Source organism: Microcoleus sp. AT8-A3, from assembly GCF_036705675.1.
Taxonomy (GTDB): domain Bacteria; phylum Cyanobacteriota; class Cyanobacteriia; order Cyanobacteriales; family Microcoleaceae; genus Microcoleus.
The window spans coordinates 1-22,530 of sequence record NZ_JAUBVD010000005.1 but is presented as its reverse complement, the minus strand read 5'-3'; the positions used below and the strand labels follow the sequence as shown (position 1 = coordinate 22,530).

At 46.8% G+C, this 22,530-nt stretch carries 18 protein-coding genes; 12 read left to right on the top strand and 6 right to left on the bottom strand.

Annotated features, from left to right (window positions below):
• Window positions 1-141 precede the first annotated feature (141 nt).
• Both QUB51_RS04495 and cobT read left to right on the top strand, forming a co-directional pair.
• Window positions 142-1,353 (top strand): transposase, encoded by a 1,212-nt coding sequence (locus QUB51_RS04495; protein WP_333298332.1) that lies wholly within the window; start codon window positions 142-144, stop codon window positions 1,351-1,353.
• A gap of 225 nt (window positions 1,354-1,578) precedes the next feature.
• A complete protein-coding gene (gene cobT / locus QUB51_RS04490) occupies window positions 1,579-2,685 on the top strand; it encodes a nicotinate mononucleotide-dependent phosphoribosyltransferase CobT (RefSeq protein ID WP_333057989.1) in 1,107 nt (368 codons plus the stop codon).
• A 311-nt stretch (window positions 2,686-2,996) separates the two neighbouring features.
• Here the strand turns inward: cobT and QUB51_RS04485 are convergent, their stop codons facing one another.
• Both QUB51_RS04485 and QUB51_RS04480 read right to left on the bottom strand, forming a co-directional pair.
• Complete coding sequence (locus tag QUB51_RS04485; protein WP_242715966.1) at window positions 2,997-3,395, bottom strand: hypothetical protein; 399 nt, start codon at window positions 3,393-3,395, stop codon at window positions 2,997-2,999.
• A gap of 468 nt (window positions 3,396-3,863) precedes the next feature.
• On the bottom strand, window positions 3,864-4,022 hold the full coding sequence (locus QUB51_RS04480; protein WP_333057988.1) for a hypothetical protein: 159 nt from the start codon (window positions 4,020-4,022) through the stop codon (window positions 3,864-3,866).
• A gap of 69 nt (window positions 4,023-4,091) precedes the next feature.
• On the opposite strand from QUB51_RS04480, the gene QUB51_RS30370 reads away from it, so the two are divergent.
• Together QUB51_RS30370 and QUB51_RS04470 are read left to right on the top strand one after the other, a co-directional pair.
• Entirely contained in the window at window positions 4,092-4,301 is a 210-nt protein-coding gene (locus tag QUB51_RS30370) for a phycobiliprotein lyase (protein WP_445243076.1), read from the top strand.
• Entirely contained in the window at window positions 4,298-5,407 is a 1,110-nt protein-coding gene (locus QUB51_RS04470) for an extracellular solute-binding protein (protein ID WP_333212090.1), read from the top strand. Before QUB51_RS30370 ends, QUB51_RS04470 begins: the two co-directional genes overlap by 4 nt.
• Window positions 5,408-5,617: 210 nt before the next feature.
• Here the strand turns inward: QUB51_RS04470 and QUB51_RS04465 are convergent, their stop codons facing one another.
• The 4 genes from QUB51_RS04465 to QUB51_RS04450 form a co-directional block, all read right to left on the bottom strand.
• Window positions 5,618-6,124, bottom strand: coding sequence for a hypothetical protein (locus QUB51_RS04465; RefSeq protein WP_333057986.1), 507 nt, complete (start codon window positions 6,122-6,124; stop codon window positions 5,618-5,620).
• A 231-nt stretch (window positions 6,125-6,355) separates the two neighbouring features.
• The gene (locus tag QUB51_RS04460) at window positions 6,356-9,580 is read right to left on the bottom strand and encodes a PAS domain-containing protein (protein ID WP_333263158.1); all 3,225 of its coding nucleotides are present in this window, start codon (window positions 9,578-9,580) and stop codon (window positions 6,356-6,358) included.
• A 666-nt stretch (window positions 9,581-10,246) separates the two neighbouring features.
• Window positions 10,247-11,377 carry an aldo/keto reductase gene (locus QUB51_RS04455; RefSeq protein WP_333263160.1) on the bottom strand — a complete coding sequence of 377 codons (1,131 nt, stop codon included), beginning with the start codon at window positions 11,375-11,377 and terminating at the stop codon, window positions 10,247-10,249.
• 5 nt (window positions 11,378-11,382) lie between these two features.
• Window positions 11,383-11,889, bottom strand: coding sequence for a bifunctional nuclease family protein (locus tag QUB51_RS04450; protein ID WP_333026715.1), 507 nt, complete (start codon window positions 11,887-11,889; stop codon window positions 11,383-11,385).
• Window positions 11,890-12,528: 639 nt separating this feature from the next.
• Between QUB51_RS04450 and ribE the strand changes: the two genes are divergently transcribed.
• The 8 genes from ribE (at window position 12,529) to QUB51_RS04410 (ending at window position 22,272) form a co-directional block, all read left to right on the top strand.
• A complete protein-coding gene (ribE, locus tag QUB51_RS04445) occupies window positions 12,529-13,245 on the top strand; it encodes a riboflavin synthase (RefSeq protein ID WP_333057983.1) in 717 nt (238 codons plus the stop codon).
• 291 nt (window positions 13,246-13,536) lie between these two features.
• A complete protein-coding gene (locus QUB51_RS04440; protein ID WP_333057982.1) occupies window positions 13,537-14,682 on the top strand; it encodes a glycosyltransferase family 2 protein in 1,146 nt (381 codons plus the stop codon).
• A 43-nt stretch (window positions 14,683-14,725) separates the two neighbouring features.
• Window positions 14,726-16,522, top strand: coding sequence for an ABC transporter ATP-binding protein (locus QUB51_RS04435; protein WP_333212099.1), 1,797 nt, complete (start codon window positions 14,726-14,728; stop codon window positions 16,520-16,522).
• Between the two features lie 33 nt (window positions 16,523-16,555).
• On the top strand, window positions 16,556-17,779 hold the full coding sequence (locus tag QUB51_RS04430) for a glycosyltransferase (protein WP_333263163.1): 1,224 nt from the start codon (window positions 16,556-16,558) through the stop codon (window positions 17,777-17,779).
• Between the two features lie 60 nt (window positions 17,780-17,839).
• On the top strand, window positions 17,840-18,823 hold the full coding sequence (locus QUB51_RS04425; protein WP_333057979.1) for a glycosyltransferase: 984 nt from the start codon (window positions 17,840-17,842) through the stop codon (window positions 18,821-18,823).
• A 35-nt stretch (window positions 18,824-18,858) separates the two neighbouring features.
• The gene (locus tag QUB51_RS04420) at window positions 18,859-20,142 is read left to right on the top strand and encodes a glycosyltransferase (RefSeq protein WP_333263166.1); all 1,284 of its coding nucleotides are present in this window, start codon (window positions 18,859-18,861) and stop codon (window positions 20,140-20,142) included.
• 22 nt (window positions 20,143-20,164) lie between these two features.
• Window positions 20,165-20,935: a class I SAM-dependent methyltransferase gene (locus tag QUB51_RS04415; RefSeq protein ID WP_333263170.1), complete on the top strand. Its 771-nt coding sequence runs from the start codon at window positions 20,165-20,167 to the stop codon at window positions 20,933-20,935.
• A 5-nt stretch (window positions 20,936-20,940) separates the two neighbouring features.
• Window positions 20,941-22,272, top strand: coding sequence for a glycosyltransferase family 4 protein (locus tag QUB51_RS04410; RefSeq protein WP_333057976.1), 1,332 nt, complete (start codon window positions 20,941-20,943; stop codon window positions 22,270-22,272).
• Window positions 22,273-22,530 lie beyond the last annotated feature (258 nt).

Here is a 22,530-nt window from a genome sequence, read left to right as displayed (position 1 = left end):
GCCTCCCATTTCCTTTGTTAGAACCAAGTTTTTACGACTAACTTTATAGTATACGAAACTTACGTGTAAAGCTTTGTGAACAACTCAAGCGATATTAAGCCGATGTTGTTAGCATAAGCATATCGTGATGAGGTCGAAGTCATGCTAGTTTTTGAATTCAAAGCATACGGAAAAAAGCAGCAATTTGCCGCTGTAGACGAAGCAATTAGAACAGTACAATTCATCCGTAACAAAGCATTGCGCTTTTGGATGGAAAACCAAAAAGTCAACAAGTATGACTTGAATAAGTACAGTGCTGTTTTAGCTAAAGAATGGACGTTTTGCGATGAACTCAACAGCATGGCTCGACAATCAAGCGCAGAAAGAGCGTGGTCGGCAATCGCCCGATTTTACGACAACTGTAAAAATAAAATTACCGGGAAAAAGGGTTTTCCGCAGTTTCAGAAAGACAATCGGTCGGTCGAATATAAAACGACCGGGTGGCGGATGGCAACTGACCGAAAATCTATCACTTTTACCGATAAAAAAGGCATCGGAAAACTTAAGCTGAAAGGGACGCGCGACTTACATTTTTATCAGCTTACCCAGATTAAGCGAGTACGCTTAGTCAAACGAGCCGATGGATACTACATCCAGTTTTGCGTTCAAGTTGACCGTTCCGAGAAGATTGAAGTTACAGGTAATGCTATTGGATTAGACGTGGGGCTCAAAGAGTTCTACACAGACTCTAATGGTGTTACAGTCGAAAATCCGCGTTTTCTGGGCAAAGGAGAGCGCCGACTAAAGAAAGCCCAAAGGCGGCTTTCAAAGCGAGTCAAAGGTTCAGAAAATAGAAAAAAAGCTAGGGTAATTCTAGGAAAACGCCACCTCAAAATAAGTAGACAGCGTAAAGATTTTGCTGTGAAATTAGCAAGATGCGTCATCCAGTCAAACGACTGTGTAGTCTATGAAGATTTGAGAATCAAAAACATGGTGAAGAATCACTGCTTAGCTAAATCGATTAACGACGCATCTTGGTATATGTTTCGAGTGTGGATGGAATATTTCGGTAAAGTATTCGGAAGGATTACAATTGCCGTGCCAGCCCACGGGACGAGTCAAGAATGTTCTAGCTGCGGAACCATGGTTAAGAAAAGTCTATCAACGCGAACTCACGCTTGTCGGTGTGGATGTGTATTAGATCGCGATCACAACGCAGGTAGAAATATCCTAAGTCGGGGATTAAGTACGGCGGGGCACGTCGGAACTTGGATCTTAGATCCGAACGCTTGTGGAGAGTTGACCGCTACCGATGTTGAAGTAATTCTGCATCGGCAAGTTGATTCTGCGAATCAAGAATCCCCTCGGCTTTAGCCAGGGGAGTGTCAAGAAGAGTAGTTATTGGGCCTGGGGCATGCGGCATGGGGCATCGGGCATTGCTAATTGCTAATGGCTACTAAATAACTAATGACTAATAACTAATAGACCTCTCCTGCAAAGCAAGTCTTGAACAGGCAAGATGCCTGTTCCACAATAATTATTGCAGAGGTCTAATGACTGCTGACTAATGACTACTGACTACTGACTAATGACTAATTTATGATTGGTATTTATACAGAAATTGAACAGGGGCAGCGATGGCTCGATCGCTATCGAGGACGAAAACCGATATTTGCCTGCGTGTTAGGATTTACCGCGACAGGCTTAATTCCGGGGATTTCAGCAGCAGGAGCAACCCCGCACGATCGACAATTTACTTGTTTAGCCGATGCAGAATTTTTGTATAACGGCCCCCAACCGTCGCCCCAATATCCTTTGCCGCCCCTAGAAGCGGGTGCCTCGCCGGTACTGATATCTCGCGCTGTAGTCGAAGCTTTGGAACTGCCGCTTTACCTATTTAATGCTGGTTTGCCCCTCCCACCTACCGTACCTGCAATTGATTTGGGCGGCACTCCGGCAAAGTGTCTGATTTCTGGCAATGCTTTAGAACTCGAAACAGTCAAACATTTGCTCGAACAAGGATTAATTTGGGGAGCTAAATTGGCTGCTCAAACTAATGGCAGCTATTTAATTTTAGGGGAGTGCGTAGTTGGGGGAACGACTACTGCTTTGGGCGTGTTAATGGGTTTGGGTATTGCAGCGGCAGGCAAAGTGAATAGTTCTCATCCTCGCTGCAATCACGCTCAAAAATTGGCTGCGGTGACAGCGGGACTCAATAATGCTGAGTGGGAAATTAACGGACAAAACAGCACTCCCCTAGAATTGGTAGCGGCGGTGGGCGATCCGATGCAAATAGCGGTGGCGGGAATGGCGATCGCCGCGAGTCGGACTTGCGGGGTGCTTCTGGCCGGGGGTACGCAAATGCTGGCAGTATACGCTTTGATGCAAGCCTTAGCCCGTGAATATGCTCTGCTATGGTGTCCCGAACAAGTTGCGGTGGGGACTACGCGCTGGGTAGCCGAAGACCCTACAGGAGACACTGTAGGACTTGCTAATGATATCGGCGGTGTGCCTCTGTTCGCCGCGCAGCTAAGTTTTGCGGGTTCTCGCTACGGGCAACTGCAAGCTTACGATCGCGGCTATGTTAAAGAAGGGGTCGGTGCGGGATCGTGTGCGATCGCCAGTGGCTTGACTGCAAATTGGACTCCAACTCAACTCCTCCACGCTGTTGAAGCTTTAGCCTCGCGGTGTGAAGTTAAAAATTAAGTACGTAGTTATAGCAATCGATCCCGGATTTGCGAACTTCTCTCTTTCTGCTCTTTGTGCTCTTTGTGCTCTTTGTGCTCTTTGTGCTCTCTCTCTGCGCCCTCTGTGCCCTCTGCGGTTCATCAAAAAAAATCTTGTTCACCAAACAAAGAGGATTGCTATTTCTATACCAAATCTCGCCTTAATATGCTATTTCCATCCTACTTGTGCGAGACCAAAAACTCCCTACAATCACTCTATAAGTAGACGAGCATAAATCGACGCAAATTGTATTTTTTCTGAAATTAATACCCGATACCCGGTAGCAATATTTAATTAGGCCCGCCTAGATGTTGCGAGTGCATTCTTTTGGAGAGCAACTGTTCTTCCAAGGCGGCAATTCGATTGTAAGCTGCTGTTAGCTGAGCTGTTAAGCGCTGGATTTGAATCTCAGCGCTCAGCTCTTTTTCCAGGCTTTGAGAATTTTTGTCGAAGTAGCTGTCATCTAACAGTATGTCTTTGTGTTCGAGGAGGCCGTCGAGACTGCTGTAGCTTTGATAGGGGGAGGTTTGATCATTTCCTAGCGTTCCAGAGCGATCGTTTCTCTGTTGCTGAGTCAGCTTCGTCTCCTTGGCCGACTCCAAGAGCTTTTCATTGAGGTTTTCTATGAGTTTGTAGAGGGCCTCGACTTGTTGGCTCAATACTGTAACTTGCTGGCGGAGCGCTTCCATACAATTATCCTTTGGCTCGTAACTTAATATCTTTACATTTTAGGTAAATCTTTACATAACTTGGATTTATCACTAAATTATTTAATTTTTGACGTAATTGTTGTGTTTCTAATTCTGACGGTAGATTTAGGGAGCCAGCCTGAAGATAATCGCTCGCCATTCGTGAGTCGATTGTAGATTTTAGATTTTAGGTTTTACATAGTCTTGGACACAGGAACCGGGTTGGTTAACCTCCATACTTCGTTCAAACCTTGAATCAGAGATAAAACGTCGGGTTTCTGAGAGTCGGATGGCAGAGCGTCCTATTAGATTGACTTCGCTCTCGCTAGTGCTTTCAGGATTTAGATAAATTGGTTTTTAGTTTTTTTAGTTATTAATCTGTCGCCGATATAAAAATACTTTTTCACTTCGGTTGTGTAAAAAGCGTCATCTAACGGCAGATGGCAGCGCTCTCGTTGTTTCGTTATATTAAAAAATGTAACACAGATGCAGTCGATCGACCGGGCTGACGAGCAAAACTGGCTCAAAGTAACTTGCAGCACAGAAATTAGGCGTTAAGTTGACGGAGTTTTCGGCATCGGAAAGCTCGATCGACAATGTAGAAGGTAAAATCAGGGCAAGAGCCAATCGATTGCGCGATTTTAGATTTTAGATTTTAGATTTTAGATTTTAGATTTTAGATTTTAGATTTTAGAATTGATCCCATGGATAAATTCGGGGGATTGTATCCTGGATGCTTTCGGTCAAACAGACTCTCTTGGCAGCAGAACCGAGTACAATGGCTCTGTGTTTGAAAAAGAAATAAGACAAATCGGCGCCCACTACCGGACTCGACAAACAATTATTTCCCCGGCTGTAGAACACAAAACGATGGGTCAATATTTAGAAAAGCGGATTGACAGGTGAAACGAAGGTCTTTGCTATTGGGGGCCGCCACCCTAACTTTAAGTCAATTGGCGGCAGGGTGCGACTCGAAGCCGATTCTCAAAATTCGATCGCTCAAAAACGGTATTCCGGCCCAACTGGTAAGCAAATTTAGGCGCGATGTACAACCGTCTCCGCTTTTACAGGTAACGCAAGAAGCACAATTAAAAGAATTATTCGCCCTGTTGCAGGAGTGGAAACGGGTTCCCGAATCAAAAAATCAAGCTAACTTGGTGATGTTGGGAGATTACTGGCTGACTTTGGCAATTCGGCAAAAATTGATTAAGCCGATCGATCCTGGTAAGTTTGCTAATTGGTCACAATTGCCCGAAAGATGGCAAAAACTCGTCAGGCGCAACGATGAGGGTAAATTAGATCCTCAAGGTAAAGTGTGGGCTGCACCTTACCGCTGGGGAAGTACGGTAATTGCCTATCGAACCGACAAATTTAAGGCTTTGGGGTGGACTCCGACAGATTGGAAAGACTTGTGGCGAGTCGAATTGCGCGATCGAATTTCTCTGCCAGACAGTGCCAGAGAAGTTATCGGTTTAACATTAAAAAAACTAGGGAAATCTTACAATACGCAGCAATTAGATCAAGTCCCAAATCTCAAAAAAGAACTCGCAAATTTGCACCAACAAGTTAAACTTTATAGTTCGGACGCTTACCTGCAACCATTAATTTTAGGCGATACTTGGTTGGCAGTAGGTTCCTCTGGGGACTTGCTGCCGCTGCTGCAAACTCAAAAGGATATTGCTTTAGTAATTCCAGTTTCGGGAACTGCACTGTGGACAGATTTGTGGGTACAACCAGCATCAGGGAATCCAGTTTCTTTAGTGGAGAAATGGATTGATTTTTGCTTGCAGCCTCGGGTTGCTCCTCAATTATCTTTGCTGGCTAAGGCTAGTTCGCCGATAATTGTCGGCATGAAACCCGAAGATTTACCGGAAGCTGTTCGCACTAATTCTGTGTTGTTGCCGGATGCTAAGATTCTTGCTGCTAGCGACTTTCTGCTGCCGTTTGGGGATGCGGGCATTTCGCTGTATCGATCGCTCTGGCAAGAAATTCGGCAAGTAGTGAGAAGTTAAATTACAGTCATCCCGCGAGCCCGCCAGGGGTTGAAACCCCTGTCTAATAGCTAAAGTCCTCTCAAAGAGGACTGAAGAACTCATTAGTCGTCTTCAGACGACTTTAGCTTTGAGGCAGGGGTTTCAACCCTTGCCGGACTATGGGTTTGACCTTAAGTTGACACTCCCAAAGGCACGGCGCCGTGTCCTAACTCTTGTAAGGACACTAATCTAAAAGCCTTTCACCCCTCCTCGAAGACCTGGATTTGACAGAGATTCTAAATCAATCCGACAGTTAAGCCGATCGCCCTTGCACGAATAAACTGCCAAAGCAGTGCCTTGACGGTTGCAAACTCGCACATTGTAACCATAATCGCTGGCGACAGTGCCGAAGCGGTTGACAAACTGATAGCGTTCCATATAATCGAGCAAACTCCAAAGTTGGCGATTGACTATGATAATTACCCAAGTATTGCCGGGATCGACAAACCAGCGATCGAGCAATTTGCCGCCATAGAGTTTTTGAGCTAACCACAGACTCGGCACGCTTTTTTCCGTTTGCGAAAGCGGGGGCGACGGGAAATTAGCAGCGCTGCCAGTCGGGCAGACCGGCTCCTGGGCAAAAGCCGCAGATTGCTCGCATAGCAAGGCTCCGAGGCACGCATAACAGGCGATCGGGAACAAAAATAAACTTTTTGTCAAAATGCTATTCTTGCGGGTATCAACATCGTATTTCATAATTATTGTTTTCTTTTTTATATATTTCCCGTAGGGGCGGGTTTTACCAACCATTTATGTCGGCAAGTCGCCATCTAGAAAACCCGCCCCCGCACAGCAGATAATCTACATCAACCTTACCTTTTACGATATGCAAAAGATGTAAATTGCGATTTTGTGTTGCGGAGGGGCGGGTTTATTAGTATTGTTTGTTTTTGGCTTTTATTGTTAGTAAAACCCGCCCCTACAATATTAAAATTCCGATCGCCTAAACAATGAAGCAGGCAGACAAGCAGTAAAAGTAGAACCGCAATCTAACTCGCTAGTAACTTCAATATCGCCGCCCATCATCTGACAAAAACGCTGACTGATAGTCAGTCCCAAACCAGTACCCCCGTACTTGCGAGTAGTTGAATTGTCCGCTTGAGTAAAAGGTTGGAACAGTCGCTCTTGCTGTTCTGGTGTCATGCCGATGCCCGTGTCCGTCACTCGGAAAATTAAAAAATCTGCATCCAAAATTAACATTTGAGCAACTTTCGGTTGATATTTATTTTTTAATTCTTCACTGGTAATTCTTTCGACAGTAAGCACGATCGCCCCATTAGCAGAAAATTTAGCAGCATTGCTGAGCAAATTCAGCATTACCTGCCGCACTTTCATCAAATCGCCGTGCATCGCGCCGATATTGTCAGAACTCAATACTTCCAAAGTATTGCCGTTTTTATCCATTAGCGGTTTGATAGTTGTTGCCACCTCCTCGATTAAGCCGCCGACATCGAAGCTTTCGAGGTAAATCTCCATCTTGTCAGCTTCAATTTTGGAAATGTCGAGAATGTCGTCAATTAGGCGCAGCAAATGTTTCCCAGCAGTGCGAATTTTGTCTAAATCCGAGACAACCTCTAAGTTGCCCAACTCTTCGGCATCTTCCACCAGCATATCGCTGTAGCCGATAATCGCGTTGAGGGGAGTGCGTAACTCGTGGCTCATGTTTGCCAGAAAAGCACTCTTGGCGCGGTTGGCGAGTTCTGCGGCTTCTTTAGCCAACTGCCATGCTTCCTCAGCGTCTTTGCGTTCGGTGATATCCCGCAGTGTCGCCACCACCGCTTCGACGCTGCCGTCTGTCGCCGATACCGGGCTGAGAATGTACTCGTAGTCGCGGGTTCCCCAGTTTGCCGTGGGGACAATTACTTCGCCTTTGACGGGTTCGGCTGTGGCAAATATGCCCTGGCATTCTTGGTGAACCCGCTGCATAATTGTTGGTGGCCAGCCTAATTCCTGCCAGGTTTTGCCAATCATTTCTCTGGGGTTCATGCCGGCAGCTTGAGCCGCGGTGCGGCTGACATAGGTGTATTTCCCCGATCGATCTACTAGAAAAATTAGGTCAAGAGAAGCACCGAGAATGCCGTCAACTGTTCTGGCGTGTCGGGCTACTTGAGCCGTCATTTGTCTGACTGTGATGGCGCCGCGGACTCTGGCGGCGAGTTCAAACCGCAAGAGTTCGTTGGCTTGTTTGAGGAATAGGGTGCGCTGTTCGACTTCTATTTCTAGTTCTGCTTTGGCTTTTTCTAGGGTGCGTTCGGCAAGTTTGCGATCGCTCACATCTGTAGAAATTGTACCGACTGCATAAGCTTTACCTTCGGAGTTGCAGAGGGGAAATTTCAGAGAAATATAAGTGTGCGGGCCGTCGTCTTGAGGAATGATTTCTTCGAGGGTTAGGGGCGAGGAGGATTCGAGAACTTTCAGGTCATTTTCTCGCAGGGCTGCTGCTTTGTCTTGGGGAAAAATATCGCCGTCGGTTTTCCCTGTTATTTGCTCTTTTGCGATGTCGAACAAATTGTCAAAATGGCGGTTGGTGAGCAGGTATTTTCCGTCAAGGTCTTTGATGTAAATTACTGCTGTTGAGTTGTCTAAAATAGCTTGCAGTAGTGCTTCGCTCTTTCGCAGGGCTTTTTGAGTGTTTTGGCGATCGAGTATTTCTGGCTGCAATTCCCAGTTGAGGCGATTTAAGTCTTGCCAAGCTTCCTGGACTTGATTTAAGGCGATCGCGCTTTTTTCTAATTCTGTATTTTCTGTATTTACCTGCCGCGACTGGTTTGAGACGGAGTTTTCGGGCAATTCTAGGGGTTGGAAAGCGAGCGGTATGTGGGGATTTGCGATTTGGCGATCGTCAGCCAATTTTTTATATCGAAAATCGACCGCTAATTTACCATCTAAACTCGATTTTTTGGGAAATAAATCTGGAAATTCGCCGAAATTTAAATTGTCATAAATGAGATCAAACTTCCGGGATCGCTGCGGTTCGGCGCTGGAGTTAAATGCCCAATTCCCCTCTGCTGTTGATAAATCTGAGTTAGCGGGTTTGGCAATTCGGCGGGTGACGGCAACTCCCAAGGCGAACGGGATAACGGCAGCCGCAGACATTGCCAGCAGCCAGTTATTGCCCCCCCAAGTTTCTATTGATGTTTTGGGGATGAATCGCACTAAAATTGCGGCTGGTTTTCCGGCTAAATTGCCAAGGGATTTGGCAGCTACAGCATAAGTTTGACTGCCTGTTTGTACGTTTCCGGCGACTGGTTTGCCGCCTGCTGCGAGTGCAGATTTCAGCAGCGATTTCTCTGCCAGCAAGTCTGGTAACTGTTGGTTTTTGGTAACTGCTTGCGAACTTGCCAAAACAAATTTGCCGTCAGCCAGCGGTGCGTAGATAGCCTGATATCCCCCGCCCTGTAAATTGAGGGTTTCGGTGCTAGCAACTGCCGAAGTTGGGCTGATAATTTCTCCTAAAACTAAGGCAGCAATCACGGTCTGATTTTTGGGATCTTTTATGGGAATTGCTGCGTAGTGGAGGAGAACAGGGCGAGATCCCTTTCCGGGCGGCAAAGATCCCAATTGTTCCTGAACTTCCGATTTAGCAATGATTTCGGTGGCGGTAATTGGCTCTTTTGTAGCGAATACTCGATCGACTATTTTTTGCAGGTTAAAACTTTTTCCCTTCTGGTTAGAGTTGACGCTAACCACTATCTGCCTGTTTTTTCCAACTAATGCCGCGCTGTCTATTTCCCCTGTTGTGACTTGATTTTCTATAATTTGCTTGACAGATTTTTGCAAATCTGATACTTTTTTACCGCTGTTGTAAGCTAAGGCTATTTGGGCGATCGTTTTGCTGTCAGAGGAGTTTTGCAAACGGTCGGCGGCGCGATCGAGTTTGAGATTGTAGTTAATTTCACTAAGGCTCAGTTCTGATTTAGCTTGATTTTGCAGTTGATTGCTTCCAACTGCCGATGTTAGCCAAAGTGCTGCAGCCGTTAGTCCGACGGGCAAGATTGTTTGTAAAGTCAGCAGTCCGATTAGCTGTTTTCTGGTAACAGATAAGTTGTAGGTACACGGCTTGAAAGCTGCTTTCAATCTTCTTTCGGAAGTCGCAACTTTAGTTTGCTGCAGACAATTTTGCTGGCTGTCGTTTAACTGAGTATGAGCCATAGTAGTAGATGCGGGATCGGTTATAGATGACAGGCGATCAATTTTAGATTTTAGATTTTAGATTTTAGATTTTAGATTTTAGACTTCGGCGTGAGTGCTCAGTTGAACGATTTTAGATTTTATATCGAGTTCGGTTAATCACTCATCATAAAATTGTTGCCTCTCGCCGCCAACCCAGCAAGAAAATGACTGGGGTATTCTCAAATAAATCGGTTTCTAGCTGTTGAATCAGATGGTGTTATTTAGTTGTTTTTACATATAATAGTCGGCTCCTATTTAAAGTGTGTTGGGAGCATCCAAATGAGTGCTTTCACAGGAGTGTTCGCGGTTAGATGTAGGCTTTGCTGTGCAAGATACTCGCTCCTCAAAAACGCTTTTTGCAAAATCGGGATGCTCCTCCATACAGTCGTAAAACGAAGTAGTTGATCGATCGACTGTATCGTAAATTTAGTTAAACAGAGATGTTGCACCATTTTCAATAAGGTTTTTATGGGCGGGCTCTCCTGCCCAACCCCTACTCCCCACAAGAAATTAATTCTTTGTGGAACAGGGATCTTGCCTGTTCTGGAGAATGGTGCAAGATGTCAGTTTAAACCAAAGTTTAGCGTAATTATTGCAACACTTAGATACGCTCGATCGACCTTTTCCCTGCTTCACACCTTTTTTTCAATCCCACAACCGCCTGCCTGCTTTGCCACCGAGTCGCTGGTGAGTATCTTTGAGCAAGGTTGGGATGTCTAACTCTTCGGGACACCGGGGCAAACATTCGCCGCAATCGGTGCAGCGGTTGCCTTTGCTGCCGGGAAACCAGTGTCCGGCATTTTCAAACATGGCATAGCGGTATTTGCCAAAGTCAGTCATGTCGCACCCGACGGCGAGATTGCGGAGTCGCAATACTTCGGGAATGTTGATGTTTTCCGGGCAAGGCAAACAGGCATAGCACTGGCTGCATTTGTCGGTTTTCAAAGTGGCTGCAATAACCGATTCTAGCCGATCGAACGCAGCGATTTCGGCGTTGGTGAGGGGAAAGTCGCGATCGCAATATTTCAGGGGTTGCTCTAATTCTGTGGCATTTGCAGGGCCCACACTCAAAGTCCCAATCCTAGTATCGCTAAGTAAAAATCGATAGTTCAACTCTAAAGGCGAGAAAGGCGAGCACAATTGTGCGAGAGTTTCCGGGGGCGTGTAGAGTTGCCCTCCTTTATCGGCTGGGGAAATGATGAAAACGCCCATATCTTTGTCTTTGGCGAGTTCAATTGCCGGGGCGTTGCGCTGAAAAAAATAGTAATAATGCAGGTTGACAAATTCAAACAAATCTGTATTGATTGCAGCCAAAATCAGATCCAGAGGCCCGTGAGTCGAAAAGCCGACGTGCCGAATGATCCCATCAGCCAGGGCTTTGCGTACTGCTTGCATACAGCCTGTGGCCGATCGCACCATCGCCAAATGTTCCCAAGTATTCAAACCGTGAATTGCCAGACAATCGATATAGTCTAAATTCAGGCGTTTGAGGGATGCGTCGATGCAGCGTTCCATTGCTGCTGCATCCTCGGTTGGGGAAATTTTTGTAGTGACGTGGAGGCGCGATCGATCGACAGACAAACCAGCCGAAAGGGCCGCGCCAAGATAGTCCTCGCTGCAACCGTAACCTGCAGCCGTTTCCAGGTGATTGATTCCCTGAGACACAGCCTGTTGTACAGTCTGACAGGCAGTTTCCTCAGAAGCCAAATAGCGCATGGTTCCCAAGGAAAATACAGACAGGTGCAACTCCGTTTTGCCAAACCGTCGATAGCGCATAAAGTTTAGGAAGTTTCGCCCGGGCTGAAGCCGCTTCTCTTAATCAAATCCTCTGGACGGAGGTTTGAGATAAATTCCCGGAAGGCCCGGCGTTCGGCCTCATCAGCATCTCGATCGACAGGTATCGAAGCATCGGCGACGACTTCTTCCATCACCCAGATGGGGCTATTCGTTCGCAAGGCTAGGGCGATCGCGTCGCTAGGTCGGGCATCGATCTCTTTTTTAACTTCTCCCTGACGGACGATCAGCACGGCATAGAACGTGTTATCTTGCAGCGAGTGAATAACTATGCGCTCCAAGGTAAGACTCCATGCCTCTAAAAAATTGACCATCAGATCGTGAGTTAAGGGCCGAGGAGGTTTGTGGCCTTCGATCGCGCTAATAATAGCCTTTGCTTGCTCCTGACCGATATAAATAGGCAAAGCCCGTCGCTCAGTAGCGTCTCTCAATAGGACAATAGGACTGCGCGTGGCTGCATCTAAGGCAATTCCAGCGACTTTCATTTCAATCATAAAAATACTCGGTAAGTGGGAAACTCAGAGACTTTAGTCCTGAGAGGGAAACAACATGGGCGGTTTCAACACATTCGACTACGCGAGAGTGACCACCACCTTGAATCCCCTTTCCCCTTTCGGGGGTAGAGGGGTATGGTTGCCCCTCTTTGGAGATATGGTTGTCTCCGGCTCCCTTTCGGGGTAATGTTCGCTTGTCGGTCAATGTTATGAGAGCTTGTTAGACTTGCAACACTGTCTCTGTTACCTTAAGACTGTTTAATTGCAAATGACAGAGCGGAAAACTAGCGTCGCATTCAAGGAGTGTCGTGACTCAAATAACGTAGCCAGTTAAGGCTGAGGCCCGTCAGCACAGCTTGCTTCGATTGCTCTTACAAGCTCAGTCCCTGGTTTTAGGGCTGGGTTACTGACAGAATTAAGAAACTGCAAGGCGGTAGAAAACTCGGACATAAAGATGACCTAAATCCAGTATGACTCGATCTTCGCCTGAATCTGCAACTGATCTGGGACTATCGATTTTAGATTTTAGATTTTAGATTTTCGATTGACTCCGGGGGACAGGGGGACGGCAAAACCTCCTGCGTCTGGTTTGTGACTGTGGTTTGATGTAAATAGGCGATCGACTAAGGAAAAATACTTATGTTTACAGGACTGATTCAATCTCTCGGAAAGCTGAAGTCGTTAGGCAACGATTATTTCCAAATTTCCTGTACCTCAAACAACTCCTACCTAATTTTACAAGATTTGGCCATTGGGGACAGCGTAGCCGTGGATGGAGTCTGTTTGACGGTAGTGGAAGTTCTGCCTGCGACGGGTTTTGTCGCCGTCGCTTCCCCAGAAACCCTCCGGCGCACAACTCTGGGATCATTCCCCGATGCTTTGGTGAACCTAGAAACCTCCCTGCGCGCCGGTAGCAAATTGGGGGGACATTTTGTGACGGGGCACGTAGATGCGATCGGCACTTTAGCGACATCCACCCAAACCGCCAACGCTTGGGATATGCGCTTTACTGCCCCACCTGTAGCAAATTCGGGATGGCAACGTCAAATCGCACCTTACATCGTTTCCAAGGGCAGCATCGCCGTCAACGGCATCAGCTTAACCGTGGCAGATTGCGATGCTGACGGTAATTGGTTTGAAGTTGCTGTCATTCCCCACAGTTTTGGTGAGACAAACCTCAGCTATTTGCAACCAGGAAGTTTAGTAAACTTAGAAGCAGATATTCTGGGCAAATATGTCGCCAAATTTCTCCGCAGCGGCTCAAAATCCCATCCCGAACCTTGGGAAGAAGATTCCGCAATCAACAGTTTAGGAACAATTACACCCGAATTCTTAGCAGAACACGGATTTATGTAATCAATGAAACAATAAAAATCATTGCTGAACGAAGTAGCTGTGGGCAGACTAGCATCTTTTTATCATTTAGAATATAACTTTTAGTTGTAGTATATCACCATTCTCTTGCTTTGCACAACTCATTGATACGTGCTATATACCATTGACGTTGAACAGAGAAGGCGGTACAATTTTTATTAGGGGTTTCTCGGCTATCTCTTCCAGCGACTGTGTAAGTCCTGACTGCGACGAGTGTAAGGTAGATATGCCAATCTACAAAGAAAAAAAAATGAAAAATCTTGTTAAAAAGCAATGCAGCCAGATTCTCAAAAATCTCCCACTTTACCTCTCGTCTCAGTCATTATCCCTGCATACAACGCTGAGCCATTTATTGAAGAAACTCTGAAATCAGTTTTAGCTCAAACTTATCCAGCAATTGAAGTTTTAGTAGTCGATGACGGTTCCCAAGATCGAACTCCTGAAATTGTCGAAAAATTTGGCCAAAAAGATTCTCGCGTCCAGCTTCTGAAACAGCCAAATTCTGGAGTCGCTGTTGCTCGAAACTTAGGAATTCAGAAATCCAGAGGAGAATATATTGCCCCCATTGATGCCGATGATATTTGGTATCCTGAAAACATAGAAAAACAAGTTGAATCTATGTTGGAGGGAGGGGAAGAAGTAGGGGTAGTCTATTCGTGGACAGTGGACTTAGATGAAAAAGGATTGCTAACAGGAGGATTCCGGTCTTTTAGAATTGAAGGTGACGTGTACGCCACCCTAATCTGCCACAACTTTATAGGAAACGCGAGTGCTTCTATGATCCGTCGCAGTTGTTTGGAAAAGGTGGGGGTTTATGACAAGACATTGAAGGAAAGGAATGCTCAAGGCTGTGAAGACTGGGACTTATACCTGCGGATAGCAGAGCTTTATCAATTTCGAGCCGTGCCGGAATTTTCCATTGGCTATCGCAGAATGTATAACACTATGTCTACCAACTATACGGCAATGGCGAATTCTCAATCTTTGATGCTGCAAGCGGCCAAGCAACGGCATCCCGAAATTCCCGATTTCCTGCACCGATTATCTACCAGTAATTTTTTGCTGTACTTAGCGAACCAAAGCAGCCGCAACGGCCGCGATCGCACCGCGCTCTTTTGGTTATTCCAAGCTTTAAAAACTGAGTGCATCTCACCCTTATTACGTTCTGGCTTTTACATAGTATTGGGAAAGAGCCTTCTAAACCTATTATCCCAGTCTGGGAAACATCAGGATGCTCTAGATGCACCTGTGAGAGTAGAAGATACGCCATACTCTGAGAACCCACCGATGGGCCGGGAGGTGTTGGTAGAGCTCCGGCGCAAAAAGATCGAATTCATGGTAACGATAGGGAACATTTTTCACCAGTCAATTTCCCTCCTTGTCCAGCGAAATCAACCAAATATTGACACGCTCCCTTAAGTAAAAATTAGCGCCACGCCACCGACAAAGGCAGAGTTGTCTTATGAAAAAAGAAATTCAGGCTATTAGAACTCTGCTACCCCTCCTCAAGCTTTATCCTTGGGCTATCCCGGCAATGATTTCCTTGGGTATGCTTGCTTCCCTTTCCGACGGCTTTGGCATTAGCTTATTCATTCCCTTTTTGCAAACTTTACAGCAAGAACAAGCTCAGGCTATAACTGGCAATTCTTTCATTGATTCTCTGAACCAGATATTCGCTGGTGTCCCTGCTGGCTACCGCGCCTTAATCATTCCATCTTGTATTTTAGTCAGCATCCTCATCAAAAACCTGATTGTCTATAGTAATTCTCTGCTTTTTGCTTGGTTAAATTCGCGAATTAGCAACCGATTGCGCTGCCAAATTTTTAACCAAACTTTAACCGTTAGCTACTCTTTCTTAGAGCGCAGCGAATCGGGAAAGATTATGAATATTTTGGCAACAGAGAGTTGGCAGACTAGCAAAGCTTTGAGTTTGTTTGTTAACTTGATTACGTCTGCTTGTACGATTACTGTCCTGGCGACGCTGTTACTGCTCATCTCTTGGCAACTCACCTTAATTATCAGTATAGCGCTCTTCCTCATCTCACAGTTCATCCAGTTTGTGACGCGGCGAGTCAAACATCTGGCACAGCAAGCAGTAGACGCCAATTCTCAGCTCGCTGTCCGAATGTGGGAGGGATTAGGGGGGATGAAAACCATCCGCTCCTTTGGACGGGAATCTTACGAGCAAGAACGCTTCGATCGCGCTTCCCTGCAGGTGCGAAACACCTTTTTGCAACTCGATATGCTGGGAGGGCTCATCAATCCGCTCTATGAAGTTTTTTCCGCACTCCTCCTGCTAGCAATTTTGGCGATCGCCCTCCTGCAAAACCAGTCAGCTATGCCAACGCTGCTGACTTTTTTATTCATCCTCTACCGCTTGCAACCGCAGGTGCAACAACTAGATATCGCGAGGTTAGGTTTAGTCTCTACCGCCTGTTCTGCTGAAGTGGTAATGTCTTTTTTAGACACTTCGGATAAACCTTACATCCGCTCTGGTACAGTTCCCTTTGACAAGCTGAAGCAGGCGATCTATTTTGAGTCAGTTTCCTTAACTTACAATCCTGAAGATCGGCCGGCAATAGAGGCTGTCTCCGTCGAGTTTAAACGCGGCGAAACGACTGCTTTAGTGGGGCCATCGGGTGCGGGAAAATCTACGATCATCAGCCTCCTCTGCCGCTTTTACGAGCCAACATCAGGAGGAATTTATGTTGACGACTGCTCATTAAAAGAACTTAATTTAATGGACTGGCGGAAACGAATTGCGATTGTCAGCCAAGATGTCCATATCTTTAGCGGGACGGTGAGGGATAATATCGCCTATGGGCGTTTAGAAGCAACCGAGGCAGAAATTTTTGAGGCGGCAAAACTTGCCAATGCTCACGATTTTATCAGCCAACTGCCGGAAGGGTATGACACGAAAGTGGGCGATCGCGGCGTTCGCCTTTCTGGCGGGCAAAGGCAGCGCATTGCCCTCGCTCGGGCGATTGTCCGCAACCCAGATATTCTAATTCTGGATGAAGCAACGAATGCTCTGGATAGTATTGCCGAAAACTTGATTCAGGATGCCCTCAATACGCTCAGCCAGGATCGTACCGTCATTGTCATTGCTCACCGCTTATCGACGATAGAAAATGCGGATAAAATTATTGTGATGGAAAATGGCAGGGCGATCGAACAAGGCAACCTCCAGTATTTGCTGAAACTCGACGGCCTCTTCGCCAAGCTTTATCACTTGCAACACCGTAACGTACAAAACTAAGTAAAAAACTAAGAGTAAGTTGGTGAATTATTTATGCCTTATCCCATCCTTGACATTGAAGTGACACAGCCCCTCCCAAATCTGATAATTTCTGAGGAGGATACAGGAATTGCCTTAGTTGTGCGGCGCAAAGATAAAGCTGTTGGTTTGATCATGCAGCCTCTTCCTCCCAAGACCGTCTTTTCTCCTGAAGATTTAGCTAAAATCATTGAACGGGAGGTTGGCATTAAGTTACTTCAGGAATCGATTAGAGAAGAGCTAACTCCTGCCGAAAATGGCGATCCCTTTCCGCCGCTGACAGTAGCAATTTGTACGAAAGATCGGCCGGACAACTTGGCGCGGTGCCTGCAACATTTACTCAAGTTGCAAACACCTATTTTGGGTGAAAAGCTTTACTTTGAAGTGTTAGTAATTGATAATGCACCTTCAGATGAAAGAACGAAGGAATTGGTAGACTCTCTACCAGGAGTTCGCTATGGCCGGGAACCAAAACCCGGTTTAGACTTCGCTCGCAATCGCGCCTTGCAGGAAGCAACGGGCGAACTATTAGCCTTTCTTGACGATGATGTCACGCCCGATCGCCAATGGCTCAAAGGCTTGAGGGAAGCTTGGGCAGAAAATCCTGATGCTGGCGGTTTTACAGGGTTAGTGCTGCCTTATGAGTTAGTGACTGAAGCCCAAATTTTATTTGAAAGCAGAGGAGGCTTTCGACGCGGTTTTGAAAAAATTCGTTATGGTCAAATCTTGCCCTATAATCCCTTATACCCCTGTGGGGCTGGCATATTTGGAGCTGGTTGCAATATGGCATTTCGCCGAGATGTTCTACTGAAATTAGGGGGATTTGATGATGCACTCGATACAGGTGCGCCTCTCCCCGGCGGTGGCGATTTAGATATGTTTTATCGAGTTGTTCGCGCTGGCTATCCCCTCGTCTATGAGCCTCGCTATCTGGTGTTTCACCAACACCGTCGGGAATATGAAAAATTGCGCCGCCAGTATTGGACGTGGGGTTTAGGTTTTATGGCTTTTGTCGTAAAATCTTATCAGACCGATCCGAGCCAACGCTCGAAATTGCGCTGGCTTGTAGCCTGGTGGTTTGCCAATCAGTTAAATCAGTTGCAACAAAGTGTCAGAGGATGCCATGTATTGCCTCCGCCCATGATTCTAGCCGAGTTGTGGGGCGGTGTTGTAGGTCTGTTTGGGGAATATCCCCGCTCTTTAAAACTAATTGAAAAAATTAGGCAGCAATTTGCCTAAAATTAGGAGAGTTTTTTCAGAGATATGTTTCATATTGAATGCAGGGAAGAATAGTTAAATATGAGTAAGCTTCCGCCGATTGATATCGTAATTTGTACTTATAACAATGCTCCCCTTTTAGACAAAGCTCTCTCAGCTATTTCCCAACAAATAGTTTCACCCAACCTAGAGTGGAGGGTTTTAGTAGTTGACAATAATTGCACCGATAATACGCAGAAAATTGTCGAAAAATATCGAGTGATGGGGCAAATTCCCCAGCTTTCTACAGTATCAGAAACACAGCAAGGATTAACCTATGCCCGCCACTGTGGCGTTAAAAATACAACTGCTGATTGGATTGCTTTTGTAGATGACGATTGCTTCCTGGCAGAAAATTGGGTGGAACAAGCTGTTAGATTTGCAGCGGCTCATCCCGACTGCGGCGCTTTTGGCGGTCGAGTAATTTTAGATTGGGAAACTCTACCAGCCAAATATGTATTGAATTATGGGTACTCCTTCGCACAACAAGAACACGGTACAGAACCCCAAAAAAAATCTTGTTTAGTGGGAGCAGGATTAGTTCTGAATAGAGCAGCCCTCGCTCATACTGGCTGGATAGATAAACCGTTACTTCAAGATCGCATCGGAACTAAGCTCATATCAGGGGGAGATGTGGAAATCGCTTTGCGGATTTACGGAGCAGGATACGACCTGTGGTACACTCCCGACTGTCAGTTAAGACACTTTATTCCGGCTAGGCGTACTTCTCAAAAATACTTGATCGACATTAACTATGGTCTAGGAACCTCTCAAGTTTTGGGGGATTCTCTTCTCTGGTCTGGTTCTTATCGAGATTGGCTGTTGAAATTTATTATCGATGCGGTGAAAGCTTCCCAAAATGTCCTGATTCAATCTTTAAGAGCAGCTTTGGGGCGGATGAATCCAGCGGAAGTGGAGATAAATGGGAGTTTTGTCCGTGGTAAGTGGGCCGGAATTAGCCGTGTGGTTCGCATGAGCCCAGAAGAACGCAGCTTGATATTGGGGCGTGCAAAATTAGCTGGCTAAACAGCTCATAAATAATATTTCTTGAGGTAATTTCTGTGAGCAAGCCTTGGAAAGTTCTCAATGTCGAATTGAGCGAAAATATTCCTGAATTGCCCTTGATTTCCAACTACGCCGGAATATATGTAGTGTTTTGGTGGCATAATATCCCCCTTGGCGAACGGGAGATTTTAGAGGATCAGTTGCCAATCTCGGCTTCACAACTAGCGAATCTAGCGGCTCTGGCGATCGCGCCTGCAGTCGGTAGCCACCTGCTAGAGCAAGGTTTTAAAGCGCCTTTGCCTGAAGTTTACAAAAAAAATCGGGCGTGGCACCAGTCCCCTGAGTTTGATGCCCTGACTGCCTTAGAGCAACCCCTGGCCAAGCTGCAGGAACGCTTGAACCAGACTAGCAGCGCATCTGTTTCTGTCGTAATCGGCACTCGAAATCGGCCAGAACAGTTGGCGCGATGTTTGCAATCCCTGCAAAATTTATCCCAACCTGCTCATGAGCTTATCGTGATTGATAATGCTCCGAGTTCAGACGCCACCCGCCAACTGGTGGCCGAGATCCCTGGAGTCAAATATGTATTAGAACCTCGCCCTGGTTTAAGCATCGCCCGCAATACTGGCATCCGCCACTGTACAGGCGACATTATTGCGTTTACCGATGACGATGTGATCGTTCACCCTGACTGGGTGGCCAGGATTGCACAAAGCTTCCGCGAATCCAAGATCATCGCTGTAACCGGCCTCGTCCTGCCTGCTGAACTCGAAACAGAAGCCCAATTAATATTCCAAAAAGGTGATACGGGCTTTGGTTGGGGATACCGATCTCTGACTTTTGACGCTGAATTTTTTAAGGATACGAAACACCTAGGCGCTCCCGTTTGGCGCATTGGTGCAGGAGCAAATATGGCTTTTCGGCGTGAAGCTTTTGAGTTACTAGGAGACTTTGACGAACGCTTGGGTGCAGGGGCATCTGGGTGCAGTGAAGATTCAGAGCTATGGTATAGAGTGCTGGCGGAAGGGTGGATTTGCTACTACGATCCGACCCCTGTTGTTTATCACTATCACCGGGGCGATCTCGATAGCTTGAAACATCAGATGTACCAATATATGCGGGGTCACATCGCGGCCCTTTTGATTCAGTTTGGGCGCTACAAGCACTGGGGGAACTTGCTTCGCTTATTCATCATTTTACCTCTCTATTATGTGAAACGATTTTTAATCGGTCTTTTGACCGGATTTAAAGGGATTAATAGAACGCTATTGGCAGAGGTATTAGGTTGCTTTGCGGGAGTCAGCTTTTACCTCAAAAATCGTGTAAAGAAGGATCAATAGTTTTTCCAATTAGAGGAAGATTATGGCAACAGTTGTTGAGACCAAAAAATTTGAGACGCATAAAGAAAAGCTGGGCAATTTCTTAGCCCGCAACCCTTTCGGTCAGCCCTTGACCCTGGGATTCTTTTACCGAGAAAAGATGCGGGCAATTCACCGCATTTCCCCAGATATGCCCTTTAAAGAAATTTTAGAAGTAGGAGGAGGTCAAGGAGGCTTAACGTCTTTACTTTATCCGCAAGCGCAAATTACTAACATTGACCTCGATCCTAAATATGCAAATGTTCCTTGCAACCTGCAGGAAAAAGTACGCTTCATCTGTGGCGACGCGACCAATTTACCGTTTGAAAATGAGTCCTTTGATGCAGTGACGATGTTCGACGTTCTCGAACACATTCCCGACCACCAAAAAGCTGTATCTGAAGCGCTGCGAGTGCTTAAACCCAAGGGTTTTTTATTAGTGAGCAGTCCCAATGAGAACTGGCGCTTTCCCTACTACGGCGTGATGAAACCGCTCTGTCCGCCTGAAGCAGAGGTGATGGCAGAATGGGGTCACGTTCGGCGCGGCTATAGGATCGATCAACTGAGGGATTTAATCGGTTTGCCTTACCAGAGTTCTGCTACTTTTATCAATCCCCTGACAGTAGTCTGCCATGATTTTGCTTTCTCTCGCTTGCCTGCCCTCATACGCTTATTATTCTGTACTGCCCTGAGTCCTGTAACCTGGGTAAGCTATTGGCTGCATAAACCTGATTCCCTGGGAACGGAAACAGCATCAGCTTGGCAGAAGCCATAAAATTTATGAATTTCCAACCAGAACCAACGATCGCCCTCCTGCACTGGGGCGATTTAATCGAAGATTTTTTAGATACCATCGGGGTTTCCTTTGAAGCTTTCTGCAACGAAATGACGGGGGGCTGGATGTTTGGCTACATTGAGGCGCTGCGGCGGGCAGGGGTGCGGACAGTGTTATTCTGCATCTCTGGTAGCGTGGCTGAACCCGTGCGCTACACCCACAAAGACACAGGTGCAACAATCTGCACCCTGCCGGCACCTCAACTCTACCAAGCTGTCCGCCGCCAGATGGTTAACCCTCAAGGGTGGACGGTTCAGGATATGTTTGGAGAGGTTCGAGGCCTGGGCCGTCTGATGTTGGCAGGGGTGAAAAGCGTTACTCCTTATCTGGCTACACCGCTGGGGTTGCTGGCGGCAGAACTGCGACGGGAAAACTGCCAAGCGATTCTCTGCCAAGAATACGAGTACCCGCGCTTCGACGCTTGCACTTGGTTGGGGTGGCGGATGGGGCTGCCTGTTTTTGCGACGTTTCAGGGGGGCGATTTTCAGGTTAGTCCTTGGGAAGGTTTGTCGCGCCCGATCGCCCTCAAAGCGAGCGCGGGTTTAATTATTGCTTCGCAAACCGAGGTACAGCGCGTGCAAAGTCGCTATGGCGTGCCGACAGCCAAGATTGCCCGCATTTTTAACCCGCTGGATTTGGAACTGTGGCAACCAATGGATCGCGCTGAAGCTAGGCAACTGCTGGGTTTTCCCGGTGACGCTGAAATTGTCGCCTGTCACGGGCGGATTGAGATTCGCCGCAAGGGGTTAGATATATTGCTGGAAGCTTGGGAACGGATCTGCCGCGATCGCCCCAACCGAGATTTGCGGCTGTTGCTGGTGGGGACTGGTAGCGACGCGGAGGAATTGAGCCAGCGAATCGCTCAGATGCAGCTTTCGGGCATTGTTTGGGTGAATGAATATGTGCGCGATCGCGCTTTGATGCGACAGTACCTCTCGGCTGCTGACGTTTATACTTTGCCTTCTCGGCATGAGGGGTTTCCGGTTGCACCGCTGGAGGCGATGGCTTGCGGGTTGCCCGTTGTGGCTGCTGACGCCCCTGGAGTGCCTGATATTTTCGAGGGGGGCGAAGCTGACGGCGGGATCGTTGTGCCCCGTGAGGATGCAACCGCTTTGGCAGGGGGGATCGGTCGGGTTTTAGACGATCGGGCGTGGGGGCGGGAGTTGGGTAAGCGCGCTCGCATTCGGGTGGAAACTCATTTTTCTCTGGAGGCGATCGGTGTGCAACTGCGCCAGTTTTTGTGCGATCGCTCTTTAGCGCACATTCGGCATATCTGACTCGCAGCACTGGGAATGCTTGAAAAATCCCAGCCCTAAAAATTTATCTCCGCCTAATTTTTCTGGTTTTATTATCATTTTTTTTGCCAATTATCGGAGACCTAATAAATTTAACTTTACGAATTTTTTTAATATATTCATTGTTTCAACTAAGGAATGAGAATTAAATAACTTCCACAATGAAAGTGGGATGGGCGTCCCGCCCGTCCACTCATGACGGGCGGGACGCCCATCCCACAAAAAAAAATAAAAATGTTA

Excerpts from the sequence above, each read along its gene's own strand:
- QUB51_RS04455 (WP_333263160.1), bottom strand. The coding sequence starts at position 11,377 with ATGCGCTATCGACGGTTTGGCAAAACGGAGTTGCACCTGTCTGTATTT.
- ribE (WP_333057983.1), top strand. The coding sequence starts at position 12,529 with ATGTTTACAGGACTGATTCAATCTCTCGGAAAGCTGAAGTCGTTAGGC.
- QUB51_RS04415 (WP_333263170.1), top strand. The coding sequence starts at position 20,165 with ATGGCAACAGTTGTTGAGACCAAAAAATTTGAGACGCATAAAGAAAAG.
- QUB51_RS04450 (WP_333026715.1), bottom strand. The coding sequence starts at position 11,889 with ATGATTGAAATGAAAGTCGCTGGAATTGCCTTAGATGCAGCCACGCGC.
- QUB51_RS04425 (WP_333057979.1), top strand. The coding sequence starts at position 17,840 with ATGAGTAAGCTTCCGCCGATTGATATCGTAATTTGTACTTATAACAAT.
- QUB51_RS04440 (WP_333057982.1), top strand. The coding sequence starts at position 13,537 with ATGCAGCCAGATTCTCAAAAATCTCCCACTTTACCTCTCGTCTCAGTC.
- QUB51_RS04460 (WP_333263158.1), bottom strand. The coding sequence starts at position 9,580 with ATGGCTCATACTCAGTTAAACGACAGCCAGCAAAATTGTCTGCAGCAA.
- QUB51_RS04495 (WP_333298332.1), top strand. The coding sequence starts at position 142 with ATGCTAGTTTTTGAATTCAAAGCATACGGAAAAAAGCAGCAATTTGCC.
- QUB51_RS04465 (WP_333057986.1), bottom strand. The coding sequence starts at position 6,124 with ATGAAATACGATGTTGATACCCGCAAGAATAGCATTTTGACAAAAAGT.
- QUB51_RS04410 (WP_333057976.1), top strand. The coding sequence starts at position 20,941 with ATGAATTTCCAACCAGAACCAACGATCGCCCTCCTGCACTGGGGCGAT.
- cobT (WP_333057989.1), top strand. The coding sequence starts at position 1,579 with ATGATTGGTATTTATACAGAAATTGAACAGGGGCAGCGATGGCTCGAT.
- QUB51_RS04430 (WP_333263163.1), top strand. The coding sequence starts at position 16,556 with ATGCCTTATCCCATCCTTGACATTGAAGTGACACAGCCCCTCCCAAAT.
- QUB51_RS04485 (WP_242715966.1), bottom strand. The coding sequence starts at position 3,395 with ATGGAAGCGCTCCGCCAGCAAGTTACAGTATTGAGCCAACAAGTCGAG.
- QUB51_RS04435 (WP_333212099.1), top strand. The coding sequence starts at position 14,726 with ATGAAAAAAGAAATTCAGGCTATTAGAACTCTGCTACCCCTCCTCAAG.